This window comes from Bartonella sp. B10834G3, assembly GCF_016102505.1.
Classification (GTDB): Bacteria; Pseudomonadota; Alphaproteobacteria; order Rhizobiales; family Rhizobiaceae; genus Bartonella; species Bartonella choladocola.
Window position 1 is genome coordinate 758820 of the sequence record NZ_JACFOM010000002.1, and the last position, 18869, is coordinate 777688.

Genomic DNA, 18869 nt, shown 5'->3' on the forward strand with positions numbered 1-18869 from the left:
GCATATCATGGCACGTTTTTTTCCACTGACTGTAACCGATATTGTTCGCGAAACACGCGATGCTGTGGCTGTCACTCTTGAGCCCAGAAACGAAGACAAACAATCTTTCGATTTTCTTCAGGGGCAATATCTGACGTTCCGCAAGGATTTTGACGGTGAAGAAATCCGGCGGTCATATTCTATATGCGCAGGCAAGGATGAAGGCTTTTTACGCGTCGGTATCAAAAGGGTTGAAGGCGGCCTTTTTTCCAACTGGATCAATGACAATCTGAAAATTGGTGACCAGCTTTATTCTATGCCGCCGATGGGCAAGTTCAACACCCCGATTGAGCCGGATGTGCAAAAGCAATATATCGCATTTGTCGCAGGTTCGGGAATTACGCCGGTACTCTCTATTATAAAAACGGTTCTCCGTCACGAACCGCTGGCGCAATTTACCCTGATTTATGCAAACAAACAGGCAAATTCCATCATGTTTCGCGAGGAACTTGAGGATTTGAAAAATATTTATCTCGACCGTTTTTCGATCATTCATATTCTTAAAAGCGAAGCACAGGATATTGATCTTTTTGCAGGTCGAATTAATCATGAAAAGCTTGAGCAATTATGCCAAAACTGGGTCGATCTGGCGGCAACCGACATTGCCTATATTTGCGGTCCCGAACAAATGATGCTGGTCGTTGCAGATTTTTTGCGAAACCATGGTATGAATGACAGCCAGATAAAATTCGAGCTTTTTGCCTCTGCTCCCCGCACAAAGAAACGCCATAATGTCGAGAATAAGGCTGCCGGCAATATATCGAACAGTACAGCCTCTATCACCGTTACGCTGGATGGCTCGACGCATCATTTCGATATGGCAAAACAAGGTGAAACGATCCTTGATGCCAGTTTGAAAAACCAGATGGATGCGCCTTTTGCATGTAAAGCGGGAGTTTGTTCGACATGCCGCGCAAAAGTGCTTGATGGCGAGGTTGAAATGGTCACCAATCACGCACTCGAAGATTACGAAGTTGAAGAAGGCTATGTTCTTACATGTCAATGCTTCCCCGTAAGTGACAAAATTGTGCTCAGTTACGATCAATAGGGGGAAAGAAGCATGACTAACGATATGACAATCGACGATTATCTGAAACAAGGCGGGGTTGTTTCTTCGCCGGCTAACTTGCCACCACGTTATCGGGCGGAACTGTTGCGGCTGATGGCTTCGTTTATCGACAGCGAGCTTGCGGCGTCGGCCGGATTTGCCGAAGCTATCAATCATTCACCCGGTATCCGCCAGCGCATCAATGCAGCAAAAATTGTTCTTGAAAAAGCCCGCCATGCGGGAGCTGTTCTTGAACTGATGGGAGAATTCGGTGCCGATACTGAACGTTATGCCGGAAGCCACCCGTGGAACGCGCGAATACATCGCGAGGATGACATTGGAAGATCACGTGCAGACGGACGGGATATGCGTCTATCGGTATTTTATTATCCGTTCGAGGGGTGGAATGATGCCGTTTTAATGAATGTGCTCATGGGCATTGCCTCCTCCATTCAATTGGAAGAGCTTTCAAAAATATCTTATGCGCCTTTGGCCGAAACCTTTCGGGAAATCATTCCGGAAGAGAATGCCCACACAGAACTCGGAATTGCCGAACTTCATCATATCATGAAGGATAAAAGCGGAAGCGATAGCTTGCAAAAATCAATAAAATATTGGTTGCCGCGCATTGAAGCGACCTTCGGACAAATCGAATCAGACCGTTTCGAGCGTCTGCAATCTTATGGATTGAGGCATAGAACCAACCGCGATATGTTAGATCAGTTCAAAAAAAATACCGGTGATTTTTTAGCTCGACTTGCTATTGCCAATAATTAATACATGAAAAACAAATATTCGCCCCAAGGCGCAGATGTTTTAAGCTGAAAATCCGGTTATAGACTTGCACTTTCAAGCAAGTTATACCAATACATGAGTGAACTGGTTTAGCTCATGCAAAGGACAGAGTTCATGGCTCGGCCGCGTGCCCAAGATTACGAAGAAAAACAATCCCTTATTCTATCTGAAGCGGCCAAGCTTTTTGCGCGCTACGGTTTTACCGGTTCATCTATCAATATGATCGCCGACGCTTGTGGCATGTCAAAAGCGCTTCTCTATCATTATTATCCGGATAAGGATTCTATCCTTTTTGCAATGTTGAAGCAGCATCTTTCCGAGCTTGTGGCGGCAGTTGAAACAGCAACAAAAACAGCCAAAACACCGCAAGCGCGCGTTTGGGCAATCGCTCATGCTTTGCTTGATACCTATAAGGACGCAGATTGCGAACATCAGGTTCAAATATCCAGTTTGAAACTGCTAACAGCAGACCAACAGTCGGTCATCGTTGAGATGGAGCGCCAACTCGTGACAAAATTATCCGATGCTTTATCGGAATGTCTGCCGGATTTGAAGTCAAAGCAATTGTTGAAACCGCTTACAATGTCGGTCTTCGGTATGCTGAACTGGCATTATTTATGGTTCCGCGAAGGCAAGGGCTTAACACGCGACGAATATGCCGATATGGTCACCAAACTGGTTTTGAATGGCGGCAAAAGCTTGTAGTATTTTTAGCGTCAAAACAGCAGCCACCGCAATAAAACCGGAGCCGGAATTGCCGTTTTTCTGCAACTTTTCTTTTTCACCGGTTTTATCCGGCTGCTTTTTTGCCAATTTTATAGTTTCGGCTCTGCCCGATTTTTATTTATCCGGTTAAATCTCTCGAAAATTCGACAAGTTTAGCGCTATCCTCAACCATAACGCCATCATTATCGTCCCGATATTCTCTATTATCATTATTGTGATATTTTTTGAGCCCGAAGACTTCCCCTCAGGCAAAAAGGAAAGGCATGAGTTTTCCGGTCACAAGTTTTTCAATGTGAAAAAACAAAATTTTTCAGGCCGCGCCCCTCAAGGCTCATCGTAAAAGCGAAAACAATATTAGAATTACTGAATAACAACCTATCAGAATTGGCCAATGATAACCCATCAATGATATTTAATAGTTTAACACTTATACATATTAATACTTTTACATATTAACACTTATACATCTCAAAACTTGTAAACGGGTAGTCCGAATAATTCCTTTACTGTTAGCAGTTCAAGATAGATAGGCTATCATTTTCAGCAGATTTTATATTACGTTATAACAATTATTGATTTTATCTTTTTGCAAACTTTGGCGGTCTCTGCCCGCCAAAGATGTGATTTTTCCCCATCAAGTTTCAATCCGGCTTTATCCTGAAAACTCGTGACTTGTTCATTCGTTGTTTCCCGAAGCCATTTCCATCAGCTTGCCGTTTTTGCTGGCGGAATATGCCGTTGCAACACCAATAAGGCGATTGTAACAATAAACATCGAGAAAGCTAACAAACCGAAATAACCGAGCGAGCCGCTATAGGTGATAATGGGAGCACCGCCGAAGGCTGCTGCTATTGCCCCTACGCGGCCGAACATCAAAGCCCCTGACGTTCCTGTCGCGCGTATTTTTGTTGGATAGATATAGGCACAAAGAGCATACATGGTCGATTGAACAGCATTGACGAAAAATCCGTGCAATCCCAACAGTATAATCAACAATAGCAGGTGGCTTGACATATCAAAAAATTCGACTGCCAAAGCACTTAACGCGCCGCCTGCACTACACAGAATTAACGGGCTATACGATCCGAATTTGGTGATAAACCATGAACAAACAAGTGCCCCGATAACGCCGCCGAAATTATAGACTGTCAAGCCCGACCGCGCTACATCCTGCGATATATCAACCGAGGCCAGCATTGTCGGCAACCAGCTGAAAGCAGCATAAACGGATGCCAGACAAAAGAAAAATGCACACCAGAGCGCGGATGTATCGCGTGCCATATTATCACGAAAAATCGCTCCATAACCGGCACGTTTTGTAGGCTCCTGTTCACCCTTATCGGTGAACGTCGTATCGTCATCCACCATCTGCCCCATTTTTTTCAATATGCGCCGCAATTCCGGCCACCTTTCGGGATGTCCGACAAGATATTTGGGCGTTTCGGGAGTAGCAAAGATACAAAAAATCAACAGTGCAATCGGCATTGCACCACCGATCAGAAACATCATTCTCCAACCGAAATCGGGCATGATGACTTCGGCAAAAAAACCTGCAACAACACCGCCTAAAGGAACGCAAACAATCGTGGCAGTGACCACCATTGTCCGGTACCGTTGGGGCGTAAATTCGGCTGCAATTGTCGTCGCAATCGGTAGAGCGCCACCGATGCCTATCCCCGCTATGAAACGAAAGATAGCAATTCCAAGAATGCTATTTTGCGTAGCAACCAGAGATGTAAACAGACCGAATGTCAGCATATAGCCGATAAGTGCACGTTTACGGCCGAAATAGTCGGCAAATATACCCGTTATTGCGCCGACACTCGATCCGAAAACACCGGCAACCACGCTCGGCATGAATTCGTTTTTGGTCAATCCCCACTCACGCATCAAAGCCGGTGCTGCATAACCTATCAACTGGGAATCAAACCCGTCCAGAATGACCGCCAGAGCTGCGAAAACTACAATCAGCCTTTGATATAATGTAAAAGGCATATGGTCCAATGTTGTACTAATATCCAATGCCGGTTTCGGATTGTTACCTTCTGCCATTTTTTCCTCCCGAATGACATGTAACGGCAAACCGGATTTTTGTTTTTATATATTGATCTGCCGTCTTCTCCCGTTTTTCTTCTATTTGCGCATTCGCGACCGGATAGGCTCCCACAAACCGGTCGCAGCACTCATTGAAATTAGGCATAAAACCGCCGTTCAACGCCTAAATCAAAGCGGGTAACGGCGACGTTCTGTCTCCATGGTCAACCAGCGCAAATCGGTAAATTCATTAACCCCTGCTTGTCCGCCAAACCGGCCGAAGCCGCTTGCTTTCACGCCGCCAAAAGGTGCCTGTGGTTCGTCATCGACAGTGGCACCATTGATATGGCATATTCCCGACTTGATGCGTTTTGCCAGTCGATAGCCTTTTGCCGTGTCGCTAGTGAAAATTGCTGATGATAGCCCGTATTCGCTGTCATTGGCGAGAGAAACCGCGTGCTCGTCATCTCTTGCTCTGATAATCGCTTTAACCGGTCCGAATGTTTCTTCGTGATAAATACCCATCGAGGGAACCACATTATCCAGCAAGGTCGCCGGCATTAACGTTGTTTCCGATTTCCCCCCGCACAACAGTTTGGCACCTTTGGAAAGTGCATCATCAATCAAACGATTACAATGAACGACTGTCGCCATATCATAAACCGGACCAAGATTGACATTTTCTTTACGCGGATCGCCAATGGTCAGTTTTTTCACTCTGTCGACCAATTTGCCAAGAAATGTGGCGGCTACGCTCTCGACAACTATGATGCGCTCTGTCGACATACAAATTTGTCCGGAATTCATGAATGCACCAAAAACGGTAGCATCGACAGCAGCGTCAATATCGGCATCTTCCAGTATCAGGATCGGAGCTTTTCCACCCAGTTCGAGAACACACGGTTTAAGGCTTCGTGCACAATGGGAAGCGATAATGCGTCCGACTTTTGTCGAACCGGTGAAATTTACCCTGCGCACATCAGGTGCACAAACAAGCTTTTCTACGAATACCGCCGCTTCATCGGGAGCATTGGTCACATAATTGACGACACCTTTGGCAAAACCCGCTTCGGCAAGACAGTCAACAATCAATGCATGGGTGCGCGGACAGGCTTCCGAGCCTTTCAAAATCACACTATTGCCGCAGGCAAGTGGCACGGCGATCGCTCTTGATCCAAGAATGATCGGCGCATTCCATGGTGCAATGCCAACAACGACTCCCGCCGGCTGACGCACTGCCAGAGAAAGTTGACCGGCTGTATTGGAAGACAGTACCTCTCCCGTTGCGGCTGTAACAATGGACGCCGCTTCCTGAAAAACAGCGGCTCCCAATGCAACGTTAAAACCGGCCCAAACTTCCGATGCACCGGTTTCTGCTGCCATTGCAGTAATGAAATCGTCCTTTTTGGCAAGCATAATTTCGGCAGCGCGTTGTAAAAGTCTTTGCCGTTCCTGCGGTGTTGATTGCGACCAGTCTTCAAATGCTCTCGATGCCGCATCGACCACCTCTACAATGTCCTCGATCCGGGCAGCCGCCGCAACGGATACGACTTCTCCATCAATCGGATTCTTTCGTGTAAAGGTTTTATCACCTTTGGCTTTGCGATGTTTTCCATCAATAAAAAGATGAACATTTTCCATGAATAACCGCCTGTCTTTGTTAAGCTTCGTTAAACTTCATATGCGAACCGTTATGATCTATTGTTCATACCGGCTCATTTTTTATATCGGATACGACAACCTCGAATAATGTCGATGAAGATGAGGCCGTTGCATCTTGCAATTCCCGTTCCAATTCCGCGCAATCGGCGATGCGTTTTGCATTGATACCGAAGCCTTTGGCCAATGCCACAAAGTCAATTCCCGAAAGGGTCGTGCCGACCACTTTTTCGTGCTTTTTAAACCCGAATTCGGGTGCAAATTCTTCCAATGCCGCATAGCTTCCGTTCCGCAAAACAATCCATGTAATGGATAATTTCTGAATGGCCGCAGTCCACAAACTCTGAACGGAATAAAGTGCCGAGCCGTCACCGATAATGGCAATGATCTTTTTGTCCGGTAATGCCAAGGCTGTCCCGACAGCCGCCGGCATTCCGTAACCCAGTCCGCCGCTCTCCATCGTCAAAAATTGTCCCGGCTTTGATATTGGCAAAAATTTCTGTATGAGACTGCGCGCACTTGGTGCTTCTTCAACAATGAACCAATCCTCGTTTTCCAAACCGTGCAATGTCTGGAGCACGTAAGCGGTCGTTAAAGGGGTAGATGACGATAGGCTGTTTGATGATAATCGGGGATTGGACGATAATTGGGGCTTTGCCGCCAATTGGGGTTTTGCCGCACCCCCTGTTCGGGGCAACTGTTTTGTTTGGTTTTTTTCTTTTTTAACCGGTTTTGAAACAGCTAAAAGATCCTCCAACGCCAAACGGACATTGCTCACAATACTTGTCCCTGTCGGCGTCCACGATGCTGTCAAAGGATTGTCGACAATCTGGAAAAGTTCGGATTGTTCTGGGATAAAAGGGCCAAAACCTTCAACATGATAAAGAAAAGCGCCCGCCCCCAATACAACAATAAGATCGTGATGCCCCAATATTTCGACAATTTTTTCACGTCGTGCAGGAAGAAAACCGTTGAACAGATAGTGATCTTCGGGAAAGCTGCAGCGGCCGCTCATCGGAGCCACGTAAATCTGCGCTTGATGATGTTCAGCCAATTTGACAAGCAAATCCGAAGCCCTTGCGCGATCAACGCCACCGCCGACAACAAATGCCGGGCATTTGCTTTCTTCGAGTGCATGAGACAGTGCTACAATGGCATTTACTGAGGGTCTTTGCGAGTAGAACATCCTGTGTTCGGCGAGCGGCTTTGTCTGTCTATCCCAATCGTCAACCGGAACCGATACGAGAACGGGGCCTCGCGGCTCCGTCATAGCGATGTTGAAAGCGCGCTGGATTGCTAAAGGCACATCTTCCGCACGAGCCGGTTCTATCGCCCATTTGACATAAGGTTCGGCCAATTGGGTCGACCGGACAGAAGCAAGAAAGGGTTCAAACGGCAATATAGAACGGGCTTGTTGTCCGGCAGTAATAATCATCGGTGTCTGGTTTTTATAGGCGGTAAAAATATTTCCCATTGCATTGCCCACACCCGCAGCCGAATGAAGATTAACCAATGACGCTTTGCCGGTGGCTTGCGCAAATCCATCTGCCATACCCACCACTGTGGCTTCCTGAAGCCCCAGAATATAACGGAAATGATCGGGAAAATTTCTGAACATCGGCAATTCCGTCGAACCGGGATTGCCAAAAATTGTATCAACACCAATGGTCGCGAAAAAGTCGAACACGGCATCTCTGACGGTGTAACTCTTGTCCCTTCCGGAACTGTGGCATTGCTTTATCACTTTTTCCCTCCCGAATAAAAAGACTTTACGTCATTAAAAACTTGGGTCATTAAAAACTTGGGTCATTGTTAACTTGGGCCGCTGATAGCTTGGAAAATCGCGGCAACGACGTGAGATCACCAAGGCAATAAGTTTTAAGAACGCGCTGCAATGTAACTTGAGTTAAAACGATCGGTATCCTTGTTGTTATTGATGTTGATATGCTTGTCTTCATTAAAGGCAGCCGGAATGCCGTATCAGAGCAATCATTGTGCTTCTGTTTGTCCCAATCTTGCTCTTCCCAATAAGGCAAGGTCGGATAAAGCACGGCATTTTATGGCCATTTCATGCAAATAAAATTCGGATTGCGAACGTAACTGTGCCGGTATATCGCCTCTAGCAATCAGCCTTGCAGCTATCCATCCGAGCGCGGCTCTGCCGGTCAGACGGAGGAATGCATCTGCCCCTGCCTCGCCATCCTCATCGTCCAGCGACGCCAGTTTTTGCGCCGTAATCCTGAGAAGATCGAGACCGCTTTGATAATTGTTTGCAAGGTTTGAAGGCAATGCACCGGTCAACTCGTAGGCTTTATCGAGAAACACTTTAAGTCCTTTGCCCTGATCGCGGCCTTTGAGACGACGTTTCAACAAATCCAGCGCCTGAATTCCGCTTGTTCCCTCGAAGATTGACAGCACGCGTGAATCCCGCAATGCCTGTTCAACCGGCCATTCACCGGTATATCCGGCACCGCCCAGAACCTGTATTGCGGTGCTTGCCACCTGAAAACCGATGTCGGCACCCAAGGTTTTTACGACAGGCAACAAAAATTGCGTAAACAAGTGACTTTGTTCCCGTTGTGCCTCATCTGGACTCGAAAGGGAGAGATCTGTATGATTGGCGATTGAAAAAATCAAACCCCGCATGAGATTGGTGTTTGCTGCCATCTCCATCAGCATACGTTTTACATCTACATGCTGATAAATCGCGACCGGTGGCTTGTCAGCCGGTCCGCCCTGCTTGCGTTCAAAACTATAATTCAGTGCGGTATCATAAGCTGCCGAGGCTATAGCCGTTCCCATCACACCCACCGACAAACGCATATTTGCTATCATTACAAACATTTGCGATAAGCCTTGCCCCGTTTTGCCAAGCAATATTGCTTCCGATTTTTCAAAACTGATGACACATGTCGGCGAACCATGGAGCCCCATTTTTTCTTCGACACGTTGAATGGTGACGCCATTTCCCGCGGCCTGTCCATTCTGGTTCACCTCGAGGCGATCGGGAACCAGAAACAGACTGATACCCGGAACACCTTTTTCATCATAGGAATAGGCGAGGAGGCAATGTCCTATCTTTTCTGCGAGATCGTGGTCACCATAGCTGATCCAGCATTTCTCGCCGGTGATACGCCAGCTTCCATCGGGCTGTTTTTCGGCCTTTGTGCGCATACGCCTTACATCGGAGCCGGCATCCGGTTCCGATATACAAATTGTTGCCCCCCATATGCCGCTAACGAGATTTGGTAGCCAATCTTTTCTGGTCTTTTCATCTCCCCAATGAGAAATGAGTTTTACTGCCGATATTTGGGGAACCGGCAACATACCAAATGCCGGTGAAGACCTGTCGAAAATACCTTGAATAGCTGCCCAAAGTGCTAAAGGAGCCTCTTGCCCGCCATAGAGTTCAGGCTTGCCGAGAAGTGTCCATCCGGCCTCGACAAACTGTTTCCACGCCTCTTTATGCCCATCGACTGTAACAACGCGGCCGTTTACGAGTTTTGCACCCACAACATCCATAGTGTGATTTAATGGCGACAAAACACCGTCTGCAAACCGTGCGGCCTCGCTTAAAAGCGTATTTTGCATCGACGCCATTTCGCTAAAATGGGGCGAAAGCTCAAGAACTTTTTGCCAATCATCGGAACAGTGTAAAAGGCAATCCAGAAGTTCCGGTTGCAATCGTGGAATGCGGGCACGCTGTGATACCATTTTACATGCCCTCTCTTATCTCGATCAGAGCATCAAGTGCGATGGCTCCCTGACCTTTGTCGTAAACCACCACGGGGTTCAGATCTATTTCTGTGATTTCCGGTGTGGCACGCATGATCCCGGCCAATTGTAATATCAGGTTGATAACGCTATCCTTGTCCTTTTCTGGCGAACCGCGAAACCCGTTCAGCAGTTGAATGCATTTCAAGCTATTCAATGCCTCTATAATTTCCTTTCGACCGACATCTACCGGAATAAGGCAACTGTCGTGATAAAGCTCTGCTGTTACCCCGCCCGCTCCGACAAGGATAACCGGCCCCCATTGCGGATCACGCTTGGCACCGACAATGAGTTCAATTCCCTTCTCCCCCATTTTTTCAATCAACACACCTTCAATGTTCACATCAGGGCGATGACGGGCGACATTGGCGTGCAACTTTTGCCAGGCTTGCCGTAAATCGTCAGCATTATGGATATTGATAACAACACCGCCTGCATCGCTTTTATGCGGAAGAGCTTCCGACTGCGCTTTTATGACAACCGGAAAACCCAATTTTTCGGCAACGACAAGCGCATCTTCCAATGAACTAACCAGCGCACCGTCCGGAAAGTTTATGCCCACCAACGAGAGATGTTCTTTTGAACGATATTCGGCGATAATCCCTGAACCCTTCGCCCTGTCAAACCTAATCGGTTTTAGCGTTTCATCAGCCACTGACCGTTCAAAGTCGGCGTGATTGGTAACCAATGCCAAAGCCCGAATTGCTCTGTCGGGTGAACTGAAATAGGAAGCGCCATTTTTCCGGAGTGCATGGATAAAATGCTGAGGCACCGGAGCGCCATCATCAAGACCGGCAAAAACGATAGGGCAATGCGGTTTTATGTTTTCGAGTGCCGAAATGATTTCCGGATATTTGATTTCAAAAGTTTCATGGTCTGTCTGGATGAGCGGTAAAAAAATTGCATTAATATGATCGTCTTTGTTCAATGCCTTAATCACACGCCCATAGATAGCCGGTTCGACCAGACCTTGAGCGGTAAGATCGACCGGATTTGAAAGAGCCACAAAAGAAGGTAAAACCGAACGCAGTTCCGCATGCTGTTTTTCATCAAGTTTCAGAAGCCGTAAACCGACCTCTTTACAAAGATCAAGCGCCAAAGCTTTATATGCCCCCGATTCAGTGACAATAACAGCGCCTCCCTGTTTGAACGTACCATAGCGGCTCAAGAGATCACACACATCAATCAATTCTTCCAGATCATCAACCTGCAATACACCTGCGCGCTTGACCATAACTTTCATCAAATCATAATCACCGGCCATTGCACCGGTATGTGTCGCGGCAGATTGCCGTGCTTCCGCACTTTTTCCCGGATGAAGAAGAACAATGGTTTTGCCGGAAGCCTGCATCTGTCGGGCAATGGACAAGAACAATTCAGGCTTGCGAAATTGTTCGACGATCATCGCGACAATGCCGACATCGTCTTCGTTCATAAGCGAATGAAGAAAATCTTCGACCGTATTGACCGCTTCGTTTCCTGAAGAAATTGCGTAAGAGAGCGGAATGTCACGTGCCGTCAAGGATACGCTTAAAACTGCCGACATTGCCCCGCTTTGCGAAACAATGGCAACCTTTCTGCCGAACTTCTCTTTCATCAGCGGTGCTTTGATAAAAGTCAGTGGCGAATGATGATCGAAATTGATGATGCCAAGACAGTTCGGCCCATTGACGACCATACCGTTTTCGCGTGCTATCTGGGCGATTTGGCGTTGTTGGGCTAGCCCCTCTTCTCCATCTTCGGCAAAACCTGCCGAAAAGATAACCACGCCTTTGGTTTTTCTTGCTGCCAACGCCTCCATTGTTGAAAGAACCGATTGACGCGGAATAGCCAAAACAGCCGCATCAATAGCTTCCGGCAAATCATTAATGTTGCGATAGCAATGATGCCCGTTAATTTCATCATATTTCGGGTTTACAAGATAGATTTCGCCCTTGAAATGATGTTTTTTCAAATTTTCCAGCACAGAAAATCCGAGTGCGCCGGAATTAGGCGACGCACCGATAATAACAATGGATTTCGGGTGCAAAAGGCAATCGAGCGTGAAATGCTCGTTGCGATCATTGATAGCGGCCATTTTCTCCTCCAAATCCCGCTCATTAAGGCTTAACCAGCCCTATCGCAATTCAAATGCTGCCTATGAAAGCATATTGCTCTTCCCTACAATATGCTTGTCGAGGTCTATTTATTCCGGTTATATGCACCAAGCCCCGGCTTATAGGTTTTTTCGTCGAGAAACTGCTTCATCCCTTCCTTGCGCCCTTCATTATCAAACGAATTCGCAGCCTCCTGCATATGAACGAGATAGTCTTCAGCCTCGTCATAATCCATATTACCCACACGACGGATTGCATCTTTCGTCGCTTTCAACGCAGTGGGATTTTTCGCCAACAGTACTTTGCAAACTTCTTCCACCCGTTCTTTCAATTTGTTTAAAGGAACAGATTCATTGACCAATCCCCAATCCGCGGCCTTTTTGCCATCAACCAGCTCTCCGGTCATGGCGTGATACATAGCATGACGGAAACTCAGCAATTCAACAGCCACTTTTGTCGCACCGCCACCCGGCAAAATACCCCAATTGATTTCCGACAGGCCGAATTTTGCTTCATCTGCCGCAAATGCAAGGTCACAGGCAAAAAGCGGGCCATAACCGCCACCAAAACACCAGCCATTGACCATTGCAATTGTCGGCTTCTGATACCACCGCAACCTTCTCCACCATCCGTAACTTTCGCGTTGCGACTGTCTGATACCTTTTAATCCCTGCGCTTCCGTATCACGAAAATATTCTTGCAAATCCATGCCCGCTGTCCACGCCGAACCTTCGCCTGTCAGGACCAGAACGCCCACATCCTCGCGAAACTCCAATTCGTCGAGAACGCTCATCATTTTGCGGTTCAAAGCCGGACTCATAGCGTTTCGTTTTTCCGGTCTGTCAAAAGATACCCAGGCGATCTTATTGACAACTTCAAATTTAACGATATCTGACATATTGCTTCCTCCTCTTTATATGTATAACCGGTCATTTTACGGGCTATAAATAATTGCTATGTTTCATAGCAGTTAAAAACCGAACTGACAAGGAACGAATTCGTGATGAAACAGGAAGACGAAAAACCGGATGAGCTCCAAAATCCCATCGGAGGTCTTTTCGGCTACCGGCTGAGGCGCATATCGGCTGACGACATGGCATATCTGGGAAGAAGTTTGACAGCATTGGATATATCCACTGTAGCGGCCTCGGTCTTAATGATGATTCATGCAAATAACGGTGCAACGCAATCCGAAGTCGGTCATTGTCTGGGCATAAAGCGCGCAAATATGGCTCCTCTCACCACCCATCTTGAAGAAAAGGGCTGGATTAAAAAAACGCCCCTCAATGGGCGTTCCTATGGCTTGGAAGTGACCGATGCCGGAAATTCTCTTTGCACACAGATTCTGCTGGAAATGAAGAAAACCGACGCAATAATATTGCGAAATCTGAGTGATGAAGAAAAAAGAATTTTCGATCAGTTACTCGACAAAATTATTCATTGATGCGCCAATAATATTTCATCCCGCTTGTCTTTCAATGAAGCGATGAAAAATATATTTCTTTGAAAATCGGGGCGTTTTATTCATCAAGCCGATGGGAATATCTTCATATCCCGATATTATCGTTTTTCCTGCCGACAAAACAAAACATACAGTTCTTATATTGATAGCCTGAAAACGCAGTAGTGCCCTATTTTTTTCGCCGCACATCGTATCCAAATCGTGTCAATCCCGTTCAAAATCGGGCGAATATAACTCCAATTCAATTGATATTGAAATATAAACATTTCTTTATATCCTGTTGACGGCTCTTTTATCTTGTGTCAAATGGTAAGTGTCGTGGTTCTCTATTTTTTAAAAAATGGAGCTAAGAGGGAATTCGGTGAAGAAATTTCAAATGCCGAAGCTGCCCCCGCAACTGTGAACGGCGAGCCGATATTGATAAAACCACTGGAATTATTTCCGGGAAGGTAGATAAAGGTGTTGACCCGTAAGCCAGGAGACCTGCCGCGACAAATATTGTCCACGGGCGGGGTGTCCCGGTTAGGTGCTTATGGAGATCGGTCGATCTCTTGGGTATCTTCGTGCCCTTCGCTCCCTTATCAAGGGTAGTAAAATGACTTCACAAATAATCAAATCGGCATCGTTGGGATTTCCCCGCATGGGTGCCAAACGGGAACTGAAAACAGCTCTCGAACAGTTCTGGAAAGGCAATATTTCCAAGGATGACTTGTTAAAAACCGCCGCTGATTTAAGAAAAAGACATTGGAAACTGCAAAAAGACAAAGGAATTGACGTTATACCGTCGAATGATTTTTCTTTGTATGACCATGTCCTTGACACAGCTATTATGGTTGGCGCCATTCCTGCCGAATATAAGGCCAATGGCGAAAATAATGATATTTTGAAAACCTATTTTGCAATGGCACGTGGCCGCGAAGGCAACAATGATTGCGGGTGCGGAAACCATCACATTGACAGTGATATAAAGGCACTGGAAATGACAAAGTGGTTTGATACGAATTATCATTATATCGTACCTGAAATAAATGCCAAACAAAGCTTCAAGCTCCAATCGGAGAAACTTATAACAGAGTTTCTCGAAGCAAAGGCTGAAGGCATTGTGACAAGGCCGGTTCTTCTGGGACCCGTAACTTTTCTATTGCTCGCGAAATGCCGTGAAGATGACATTGAACCATTATCATTGCTCTCCCGACTTCTGCCGGTTTATCAGGATATTCTGGCGCAGTTGAAATCTGTCGGTTGTCCTTGGGTGCAAATGGATGAACCGACCCTCGTGACTGAACTCAATGCCAATCAGAAATCTGCCTTTGACTATGCTTATAAAATTCTTGGCGACGTGGAAAAATTCCCACGCATAATGCTGACCAGTTATTTTGGAGATGTCGGAGATAACCTTAAAACTGTTTTGTCTTTGCCGGTTAAGGGCTATCACATTGATCTCGTTCGCGGAAAAAAACAGCTTGATGCCTTTGTCTCGCATATCCGGCCTAACCAAACGCTTTCGCTCGGTGTCATTGACGGGCGTAACATCTGGCGTAGCGATCTTAATGCTTTGATTGACTGGCTCAAACCGGTTGTTGAAAAACTGGGAACAGAGCGCATTCAGATTGCCACATCCTGTTCGCTACTTCATGTTCCCATTGATCTTGATCTTGAAGTTAATCTCGATGACGAGTTGAAATCATGGCTTTCCTTTGCCAGCCAGAAACTTGATGAACTCCATATTCTTTGTCAGGCATTATCGGGCAATTCGGCCGCTGTCACCGGAAGGCTCGCCGCCAATAAAGCTGCATTAAACGGAAGAAAATCATCAAAACGCATCCGCAATAACCTTGTTCAAAAACAGCTTGAAAATGTCAAAAAAGATAGAGCGCGGCGCGCATCTCCCTACTCGACAAGGCATGAAAAACAAAAAGCCATTCTGAATTTGCCTCTTTTTCCAACGACAACAATCGGATCCTTTCCCCAATCGGCTGATGTTCGCAAAGCCCGTTCCGATTATACAAAGGGAATAATTGATAAAACAACATACGAGAGCTTTATTACCAGGCGGATAGGCGAAGCGATCAAGTGGCAGGAAGAGGTAGGGCTTGATGTTCTCGTGCATGGTGAATTTGAACGCAACGACATGGTTCAATATTTTGGCGAACAATTGGAAGGCTTTGCTTTTACCAGACACGGTTGGGTACAAAGTTATGGCTCCCGTTGCGTCCGTCCCCCTATCATTTTCGGGGATGTTTCCCGACCGAGGCCGATGACCGTCAAATGGTGGCAAGTCGCACAATCGTTTACCTCGAAGATTGTCAAAGGCATGTTGACGGGACCTGTTACCATTCTGAATTGGTCATTCGTCCGCGACGATCAACCGCGGGAAGATACATGTCGGCAAATTGCCTTGGCAATTCGCAATGAAGTTGAAGATCTTGAAAAGGCTGGTGCCAAAATAATCCAGATTGATGAGGCAGCGCTACGGGAAGGATTGCCGTTCAAAGAAAAGGATAAAGCTTATTATCTTGAATGGGCTGTTGAATGCTTTCGCTTAACTCAAAGTACGGTGAAAGACACGACAGAAATCCATACCCATATGTGTTATTGCGAGTTCAATGACATCATTACCGCAATTGCCGATATGGATGCGGATGTTATCTCTATTGAAACTTCACGCTCCAAAATGGAGCTTCTCGATGTCTTCAAGCAATTCAAATATCCCAATGAAATCGGTCCCGGTGTCTATGACATCCATTCGCCACGGGTCCCTTCGACAGAAGAAATTCTTGAGCTTCTCGGATATGCGCTGCAACGTTTGGAGGCTAAACAGCTTTGGGTCAATCCCGATTGCGGCTTAAAGACGCGCCAATGGGAGGAAGTGAAACCCGCCATCGCAAATATGGTTGCCGCTGCCAAAACGTTGAGAAAGACTGTTAGCGTTTAATCGGAAGCACAAAAAGGTTTGGCACTTCGAGTAATGCCAAGCCTTAAACTATGTTCGTCTATGTATTTAAAAATATAGGAGCACCGATCCAATCGCATCGGTGTTCCGGCTTTTATTTGGAACGTTACAGAGACAAACACACATTTCCGCATCGTGTCTTTGGAGCGCCCCATCCTTTGGACTGCCCATCCAATGGCTTCGGCCTTGATTGTTTGATCTGTCAGGCCTGCAACAATCGCACAGTGTCCGAAATGCCGGACATCTGCGTCAAGCACTTCGACGCAAAATGTCTTTGCCAAGTTCATCACGTTCAGCATCGGCTACAATCTTGCGCAGATTGATGTTGCAAATAAAAAGTTTTTCAATTGCGCAACAAGAGTTTCTGACAGATGGCCATAGCTTCGGCAAGAATGGTTCGGGGTTTCAGTTTATAGGAAAAATGTTTATTTTAAAACAATCGAGCTAAAGCACTACAACAATCGAGCTGAAGTCATAAAAGCTGAAAGCAGTTTTCAAGCGGGAGACAGGTTTCCACACCACTATTATAATGGCAGGAAAGGAGGCATATGTTCACGGAAATATATGGCCTTCAGCATATTTGACAGCCTTGCCGCCAATGCGAGCAGAAACGAGTTTTCCATTTTCCACATACCATTCGAGCCGGATTTTCGATACCCGCATCATTTCCATACCCTGTTCGAGCCAAATATTTTTCTTGCCATCCAACGGGTTATCAAATTGCTGGACGACACCGCAAAAGGCCGACGCAGCCGAGCCGGTTGCGGCATCTTCCGTGCCGTCAGGGCGGAACATGCGCACATGAAAAGCGCTCTGGAAAAGCCTTGTTTCTCGACTATAGAGGTAGAATGACGGAGTTTTTACATTCAGCCTGTCAAAATTTTGCGCAATATAAACAGGATCAGGTAGTGCACTGGCAACCGTTTTGAGATTGCGAAGAGGAACAAAGAAAAATGGTACGCCGGCTGTCCAAAGAGAGGGAATGTGGTTTTCAAAACCTATTTCCTTGCTTTCGAGACCGAAGGCGGCTGCAAAAATTTCTTTGGGAATGTCAAGCGGGAGCTGTTCGGGGAGTTTGGGCAGGTCGAATTCGGCAAAAGCTGCTTTTTCACTCAAATCAACCACCGCACGGATAATTCCGACTTTTTCCTCAAGAATAATAAGTGAATCATTGCGGCCATTGTTGTTTATATTTTTCCGTGCAAGAGACACGGCGGCTCCGACAGTCGGATGGCCGGCAAATGACATTTCTCCATCAGGTTTGAAAATTCGCAAATTGGCGACATGTTTTTCATTCTTCGGCGGATTGACGAAAACAGTTTCCGACAAATTGAATTCACGCGCGATAGACTGCATCTGCTCATCTGTCAAACCGGCCGCTTCGTGAACGATTGCCACCGGATTTCCCGATAGAACCGTGTCACTGAACACGTCGTAAATTTCAAAAAAACGGCCTTTATCCTCCACCCTGACAAATCCTTTTTCAATGCAGAAACACGATATCGAAACCTTATCCTGTTTATGATTAGGACGAAACAGATCGACCTGTAAAGTTTCTTTATATCAAAAAAGAAAGGATGCAGCCACCCGACTGCATCCCGATCTTCTATTATCAGCATTTTGCGACAAAATCCGTCAGCCGACAGAATTTCGTTCAGCCGCTTTGAAATTTAAAAAAATTACTTGCTGTCAGCGTTCAAAACCAGCTTGGAAACGCCGACGGCAATATTGGCTCCCTCATGAGCTTCAACACTCACCGGCTGCAACGAGAAAGCCTTGTTATCGCCAACGAGTAAATTGGCTCCGCCGCCAACTCCGGCTGCCACATCAACACCTACGCCTTCATATTTGCCGACAAGAATTCCAGCCTTATATGCATCTTTGCTTGCTGCCAAAACCATCCACGACAATTGGCCGGCGCCGGCTTTACCAATATCAATGCCGAGTTGTTCGATCTTGCCGACATATTTGTCGGTTTGGGCGCCTTTATCATTCGGTTGGAAAACGCAAGTCAATTTTTCAGTCGCTTTGAAAATATGTCCCTCAGCGCCTTGTCCGGTACATACAAGCATACCGACTGTAACCTTATCATCGGCAGATGCGCTATTGATGCTCAAAATAGCACTTCCGGCAGCAACCCCGGCAATAACAATATTTCTTAAAAAATGTGACATTATGATTGTTCCTTCTCTACTAACTTTTCTCAATTTGGCGTATATTATAGAAAATACAAGTCAGCCTCTGCAAAGTTTTGCAAAGTAGAATTGAATTCTTATTACTTTC

14 protein-coding genes and 1 riboswitch are annotated in these 18869 nt (G+C 46.3%); of the genes, 5 read left to right on the forward strand and 9 right to left on the reverse strand.

Features of this window, described 5'->3' with window-relative positions; genetic code table 11:
- Positions 1 to 7: 7 nt before the first annotated feature.
- The 3 genes from H3S94_RS08780 (at position 8) to H3S94_RS08790 (ending at position 2587) form a co-directional block, all read left to right on the forward strand.
- A complete protein-coding gene (locus H3S94_RS08780; protein WP_198231284.1) occupies positions 8 to 1087 on the forward strand; it encodes a 2Fe-2S iron-sulfur cluster-binding protein in 1080 nt (359 codons plus the stop codon).
- Between the two features lie 12 nt (positions 1088 to 1099).
- The gene (locus H3S94_RS08785; RefSeq protein ID WP_198240809.1) at positions 1100 to 1864 is read left to right on the forward strand and encodes a Phenylacetic acid catabolic protein; all 765 of its coding nucleotides are present in this window, start codon (positions 1100 to 1102) and stop codon (positions 1862 to 1864) included.
- Between the two features lie 132 nt (positions 1865 to 1996).
- Positions 1997 to 2587 carry a TetR/AcrR family transcriptional regulator gene (locus tag H3S94_RS08790; protein ID WP_246786451.1) on the forward strand — a complete coding sequence of 197 codons (591 nt, stop codon included), beginning with the start codon at positions 1997 to 1999 and terminating at the stop codon, positions 2585 to 2587.
- 726 nt (positions 2588 to 3313) lie between these two features.
- On the opposite strand, the gene H3S94_RS08795 is transcribed toward H3S94_RS08790, so the two are convergent.
- The 6 genes from H3S94_RS08795 to H3S94_RS08820 form a co-directional block, all read right to left on the reverse strand.
- Positions 3314 to 4660, reverse strand: a complete 1347-nt coding sequence (locus H3S94_RS08795) for an MFS transporter (protein ID WP_198240811.1) — start codon at positions 4658 to 4660, stop codon at positions 3314 to 3316.
- Between the two features lie 171 nt (positions 4661 to 4831).
- Positions 4832 to 6283 (reverse strand): aldehyde dehydrogenase, encoded by a 1452-nt coding sequence (locus H3S94_RS08800; protein ID WP_198240812.1) that lies wholly within the window; start codon positions 6281 to 6283, stop codon positions 4832 to 4834.
- Positions 6284 to 6347: 64 nt separating this feature from the next.
- Positions 6348 to 8045, reverse strand: a complete 1698-nt coding sequence (gene mdlC / locus H3S94_RS08805; protein WP_198240813.1) for a benzoylformate decarboxylase — start codon at positions 8043 to 8045, stop codon at positions 6348 to 6350.
- A 245-nt stretch (positions 8046 to 8290) separates the two neighbouring features.
- On the reverse strand, positions 8291 to 10015 hold the full coding sequence (locus tag H3S94_RS08810; protein ID WP_198240814.1) for an acyl-CoA dehydrogenase family protein: 1725 nt from the start codon (positions 10013 to 10015) through the stop codon (positions 8291 to 8293).
- A 1-nt stretch (position 10016) separates the two neighbouring features.
- The gene (locus tag H3S94_RS08815; RefSeq protein WP_198240815.1) at positions 10017 to 12152 is read right to left on the reverse strand and encodes an acetate--CoA ligase family protein; all 2136 of its coding nucleotides are present in this window, start codon (positions 12150 to 12152) and stop codon (positions 10017 to 10019) included.
- A gap of 104 nt (positions 12153 to 12256) precedes the next feature.
- The gene (locus tag H3S94_RS08820) at positions 12257 to 13069 is read right to left on the reverse strand and encodes a p-hydroxycinnamoyl CoA hydratase/lyase (RefSeq protein ID WP_077992684.1); all 813 of its coding nucleotides are present in this window, start codon (positions 13067 to 13069) and stop codon (positions 12257 to 12259) included.
- A 105-nt stretch (positions 13070 to 13174) separates the two neighbouring features.
- Here H3S94_RS08820 and H3S94_RS08825 point away from each other — a divergent pair, with 105 nt between their 5' ends.
- Positions 13175 to 13615 (forward strand): MarR family winged helix-turn-helix transcriptional regulator, encoded by a 441-nt coding sequence (locus H3S94_RS08825; RefSeq protein ID WP_246786469.1) that lies wholly within the window; start codon positions 13175 to 13177, stop codon positions 13613 to 13615.
- A gap of 320 nt (positions 13616 to 13935) precedes the next feature.
- Positions 13936 to 14139, forward strand: a riboswitch (cobalamin riboswitch).
- Positions 14140 to 14228: 89 nt separating this feature from the next.
- Complete coding sequence (metE, locus tag H3S94_RS08830; RefSeq protein ID WP_198240817.1) at positions 14229 to 16568, forward strand: 5-methyltetrahydropteroyltriglutamate--homocysteine S-methyltransferase; 2340 nt, start codon at positions 14229 to 14231, stop codon at positions 16566 to 16568.
- Here the strand turns inward: metE and H3S94_RS08835 are convergent.
- The 3 genes from H3S94_RS08835 to H3S94_RS08845 all read right to left on the reverse strand — a co-directional run bounded on the left by H3S94_RS08835 (position 16565) and on the right by H3S94_RS08845 (position 18760).
- The gene (locus H3S94_RS08835) at positions 16565 to 16867 is read right to left on the reverse strand and encodes a hypothetical protein (protein WP_198240818.1); all 303 of its coding nucleotides are present in this window, start codon (positions 16865 to 16867) and stop codon (positions 16565 to 16567) included. The genes metE and H3S94_RS08835 overlap by 4 nt on opposite strands.
- Positions 16868 to 17138: 271 nt before the next feature.
- Positions 17139 to 18053 carry a PhzF family phenazine biosynthesis protein gene (locus tag H3S94_RS08840; protein ID WP_198240819.1) on the reverse strand — a complete coding sequence of 305 codons (915 nt, stop codon included), beginning with the start codon at positions 18051 to 18053 and terminating at the stop codon, positions 17139 to 17141.
- Positions 18054 to 18265: 212 nt separating this feature from the next.
- Positions 18266 to 18760, reverse strand: coding sequence for a DUF992 domain-containing protein (locus H3S94_RS08845; protein WP_077992705.1), 495 nt, complete (start codon positions 18758 to 18760; stop codon positions 18266 to 18268).
- Positions 18761 to 18869: the final 109 nt, after the last annotated feature.

Coding starts and splice junctions, on each gene's coding strand:
- H3S94_RS08780 (WP_198231284.1), top strand. CDS start 8: ATGGCACGTTTTTTTCCACTGACTGTAACCGATATTGTTCGCGAAACA.
- H3S94_RS08785 (WP_198240809.1), top strand. CDS start 1,100: ATGACTAACGATATGACAATCGACGATTATCTGAAACAAGGCGGGGTT.
- H3S94_RS08790 (WP_246786451.1), top strand. CDS start 1,997: ATGGCTCGGCCGCGTGCCCAAGATTACGAAGAAAAACAATCCCTTATT.
- H3S94_RS08795 (WP_198240811.1), bottom strand. CDS start 4,660: ATGGCAGAAGGTAACAATCCGAAACCGGCATTGGATATTAGTACAACA.
- H3S94_RS08800 (WP_198240812.1), bottom strand. CDS start 6,283: ATGGAAAATGTTCATCTTTTTATTGATGGAAAACATCGCAAAGCCAAA.
- H3S94_RS08810 (WP_198240814.1), bottom strand. CDS start 10,015: ATGGTATCACAGCGTGCCCGCATTCCACGATTGCAACCGGAACTTCTG.
- H3S94_RS08815 (WP_198240815.1), bottom strand. CDS start 12,152: ATGGCCGCTATCAATGATCGCAACGAGCATTTCACGCTCGATTGCCTT.
- H3S94_RS08820 (WP_077992684.1), bottom strand. CDS start 13,069: ATGTCAGATATCGTTAAATTTGAAGTTGTCAATAAGATCGCCTGGGTA.
- H3S94_RS08825 (WP_246786469.1), top strand. CDS start 13,175: ATGAAACAGGAAGACGAAAAACCGGATGAGCTCCAAAATCCCATCGGA.
- metE (WP_198240817.1), top strand. CDS start 14,229: ATGACTTCACAAATAATCAAATCGGCATCGTTGGGATTTCCCCGCATG.
- H3S94_RS08845 (WP_077992705.1), bottom strand. CDS start 18,760: ATGTCACATTTTTTAAGAAATATTGTTATTGCCGGGGTTGCTGCCGGA.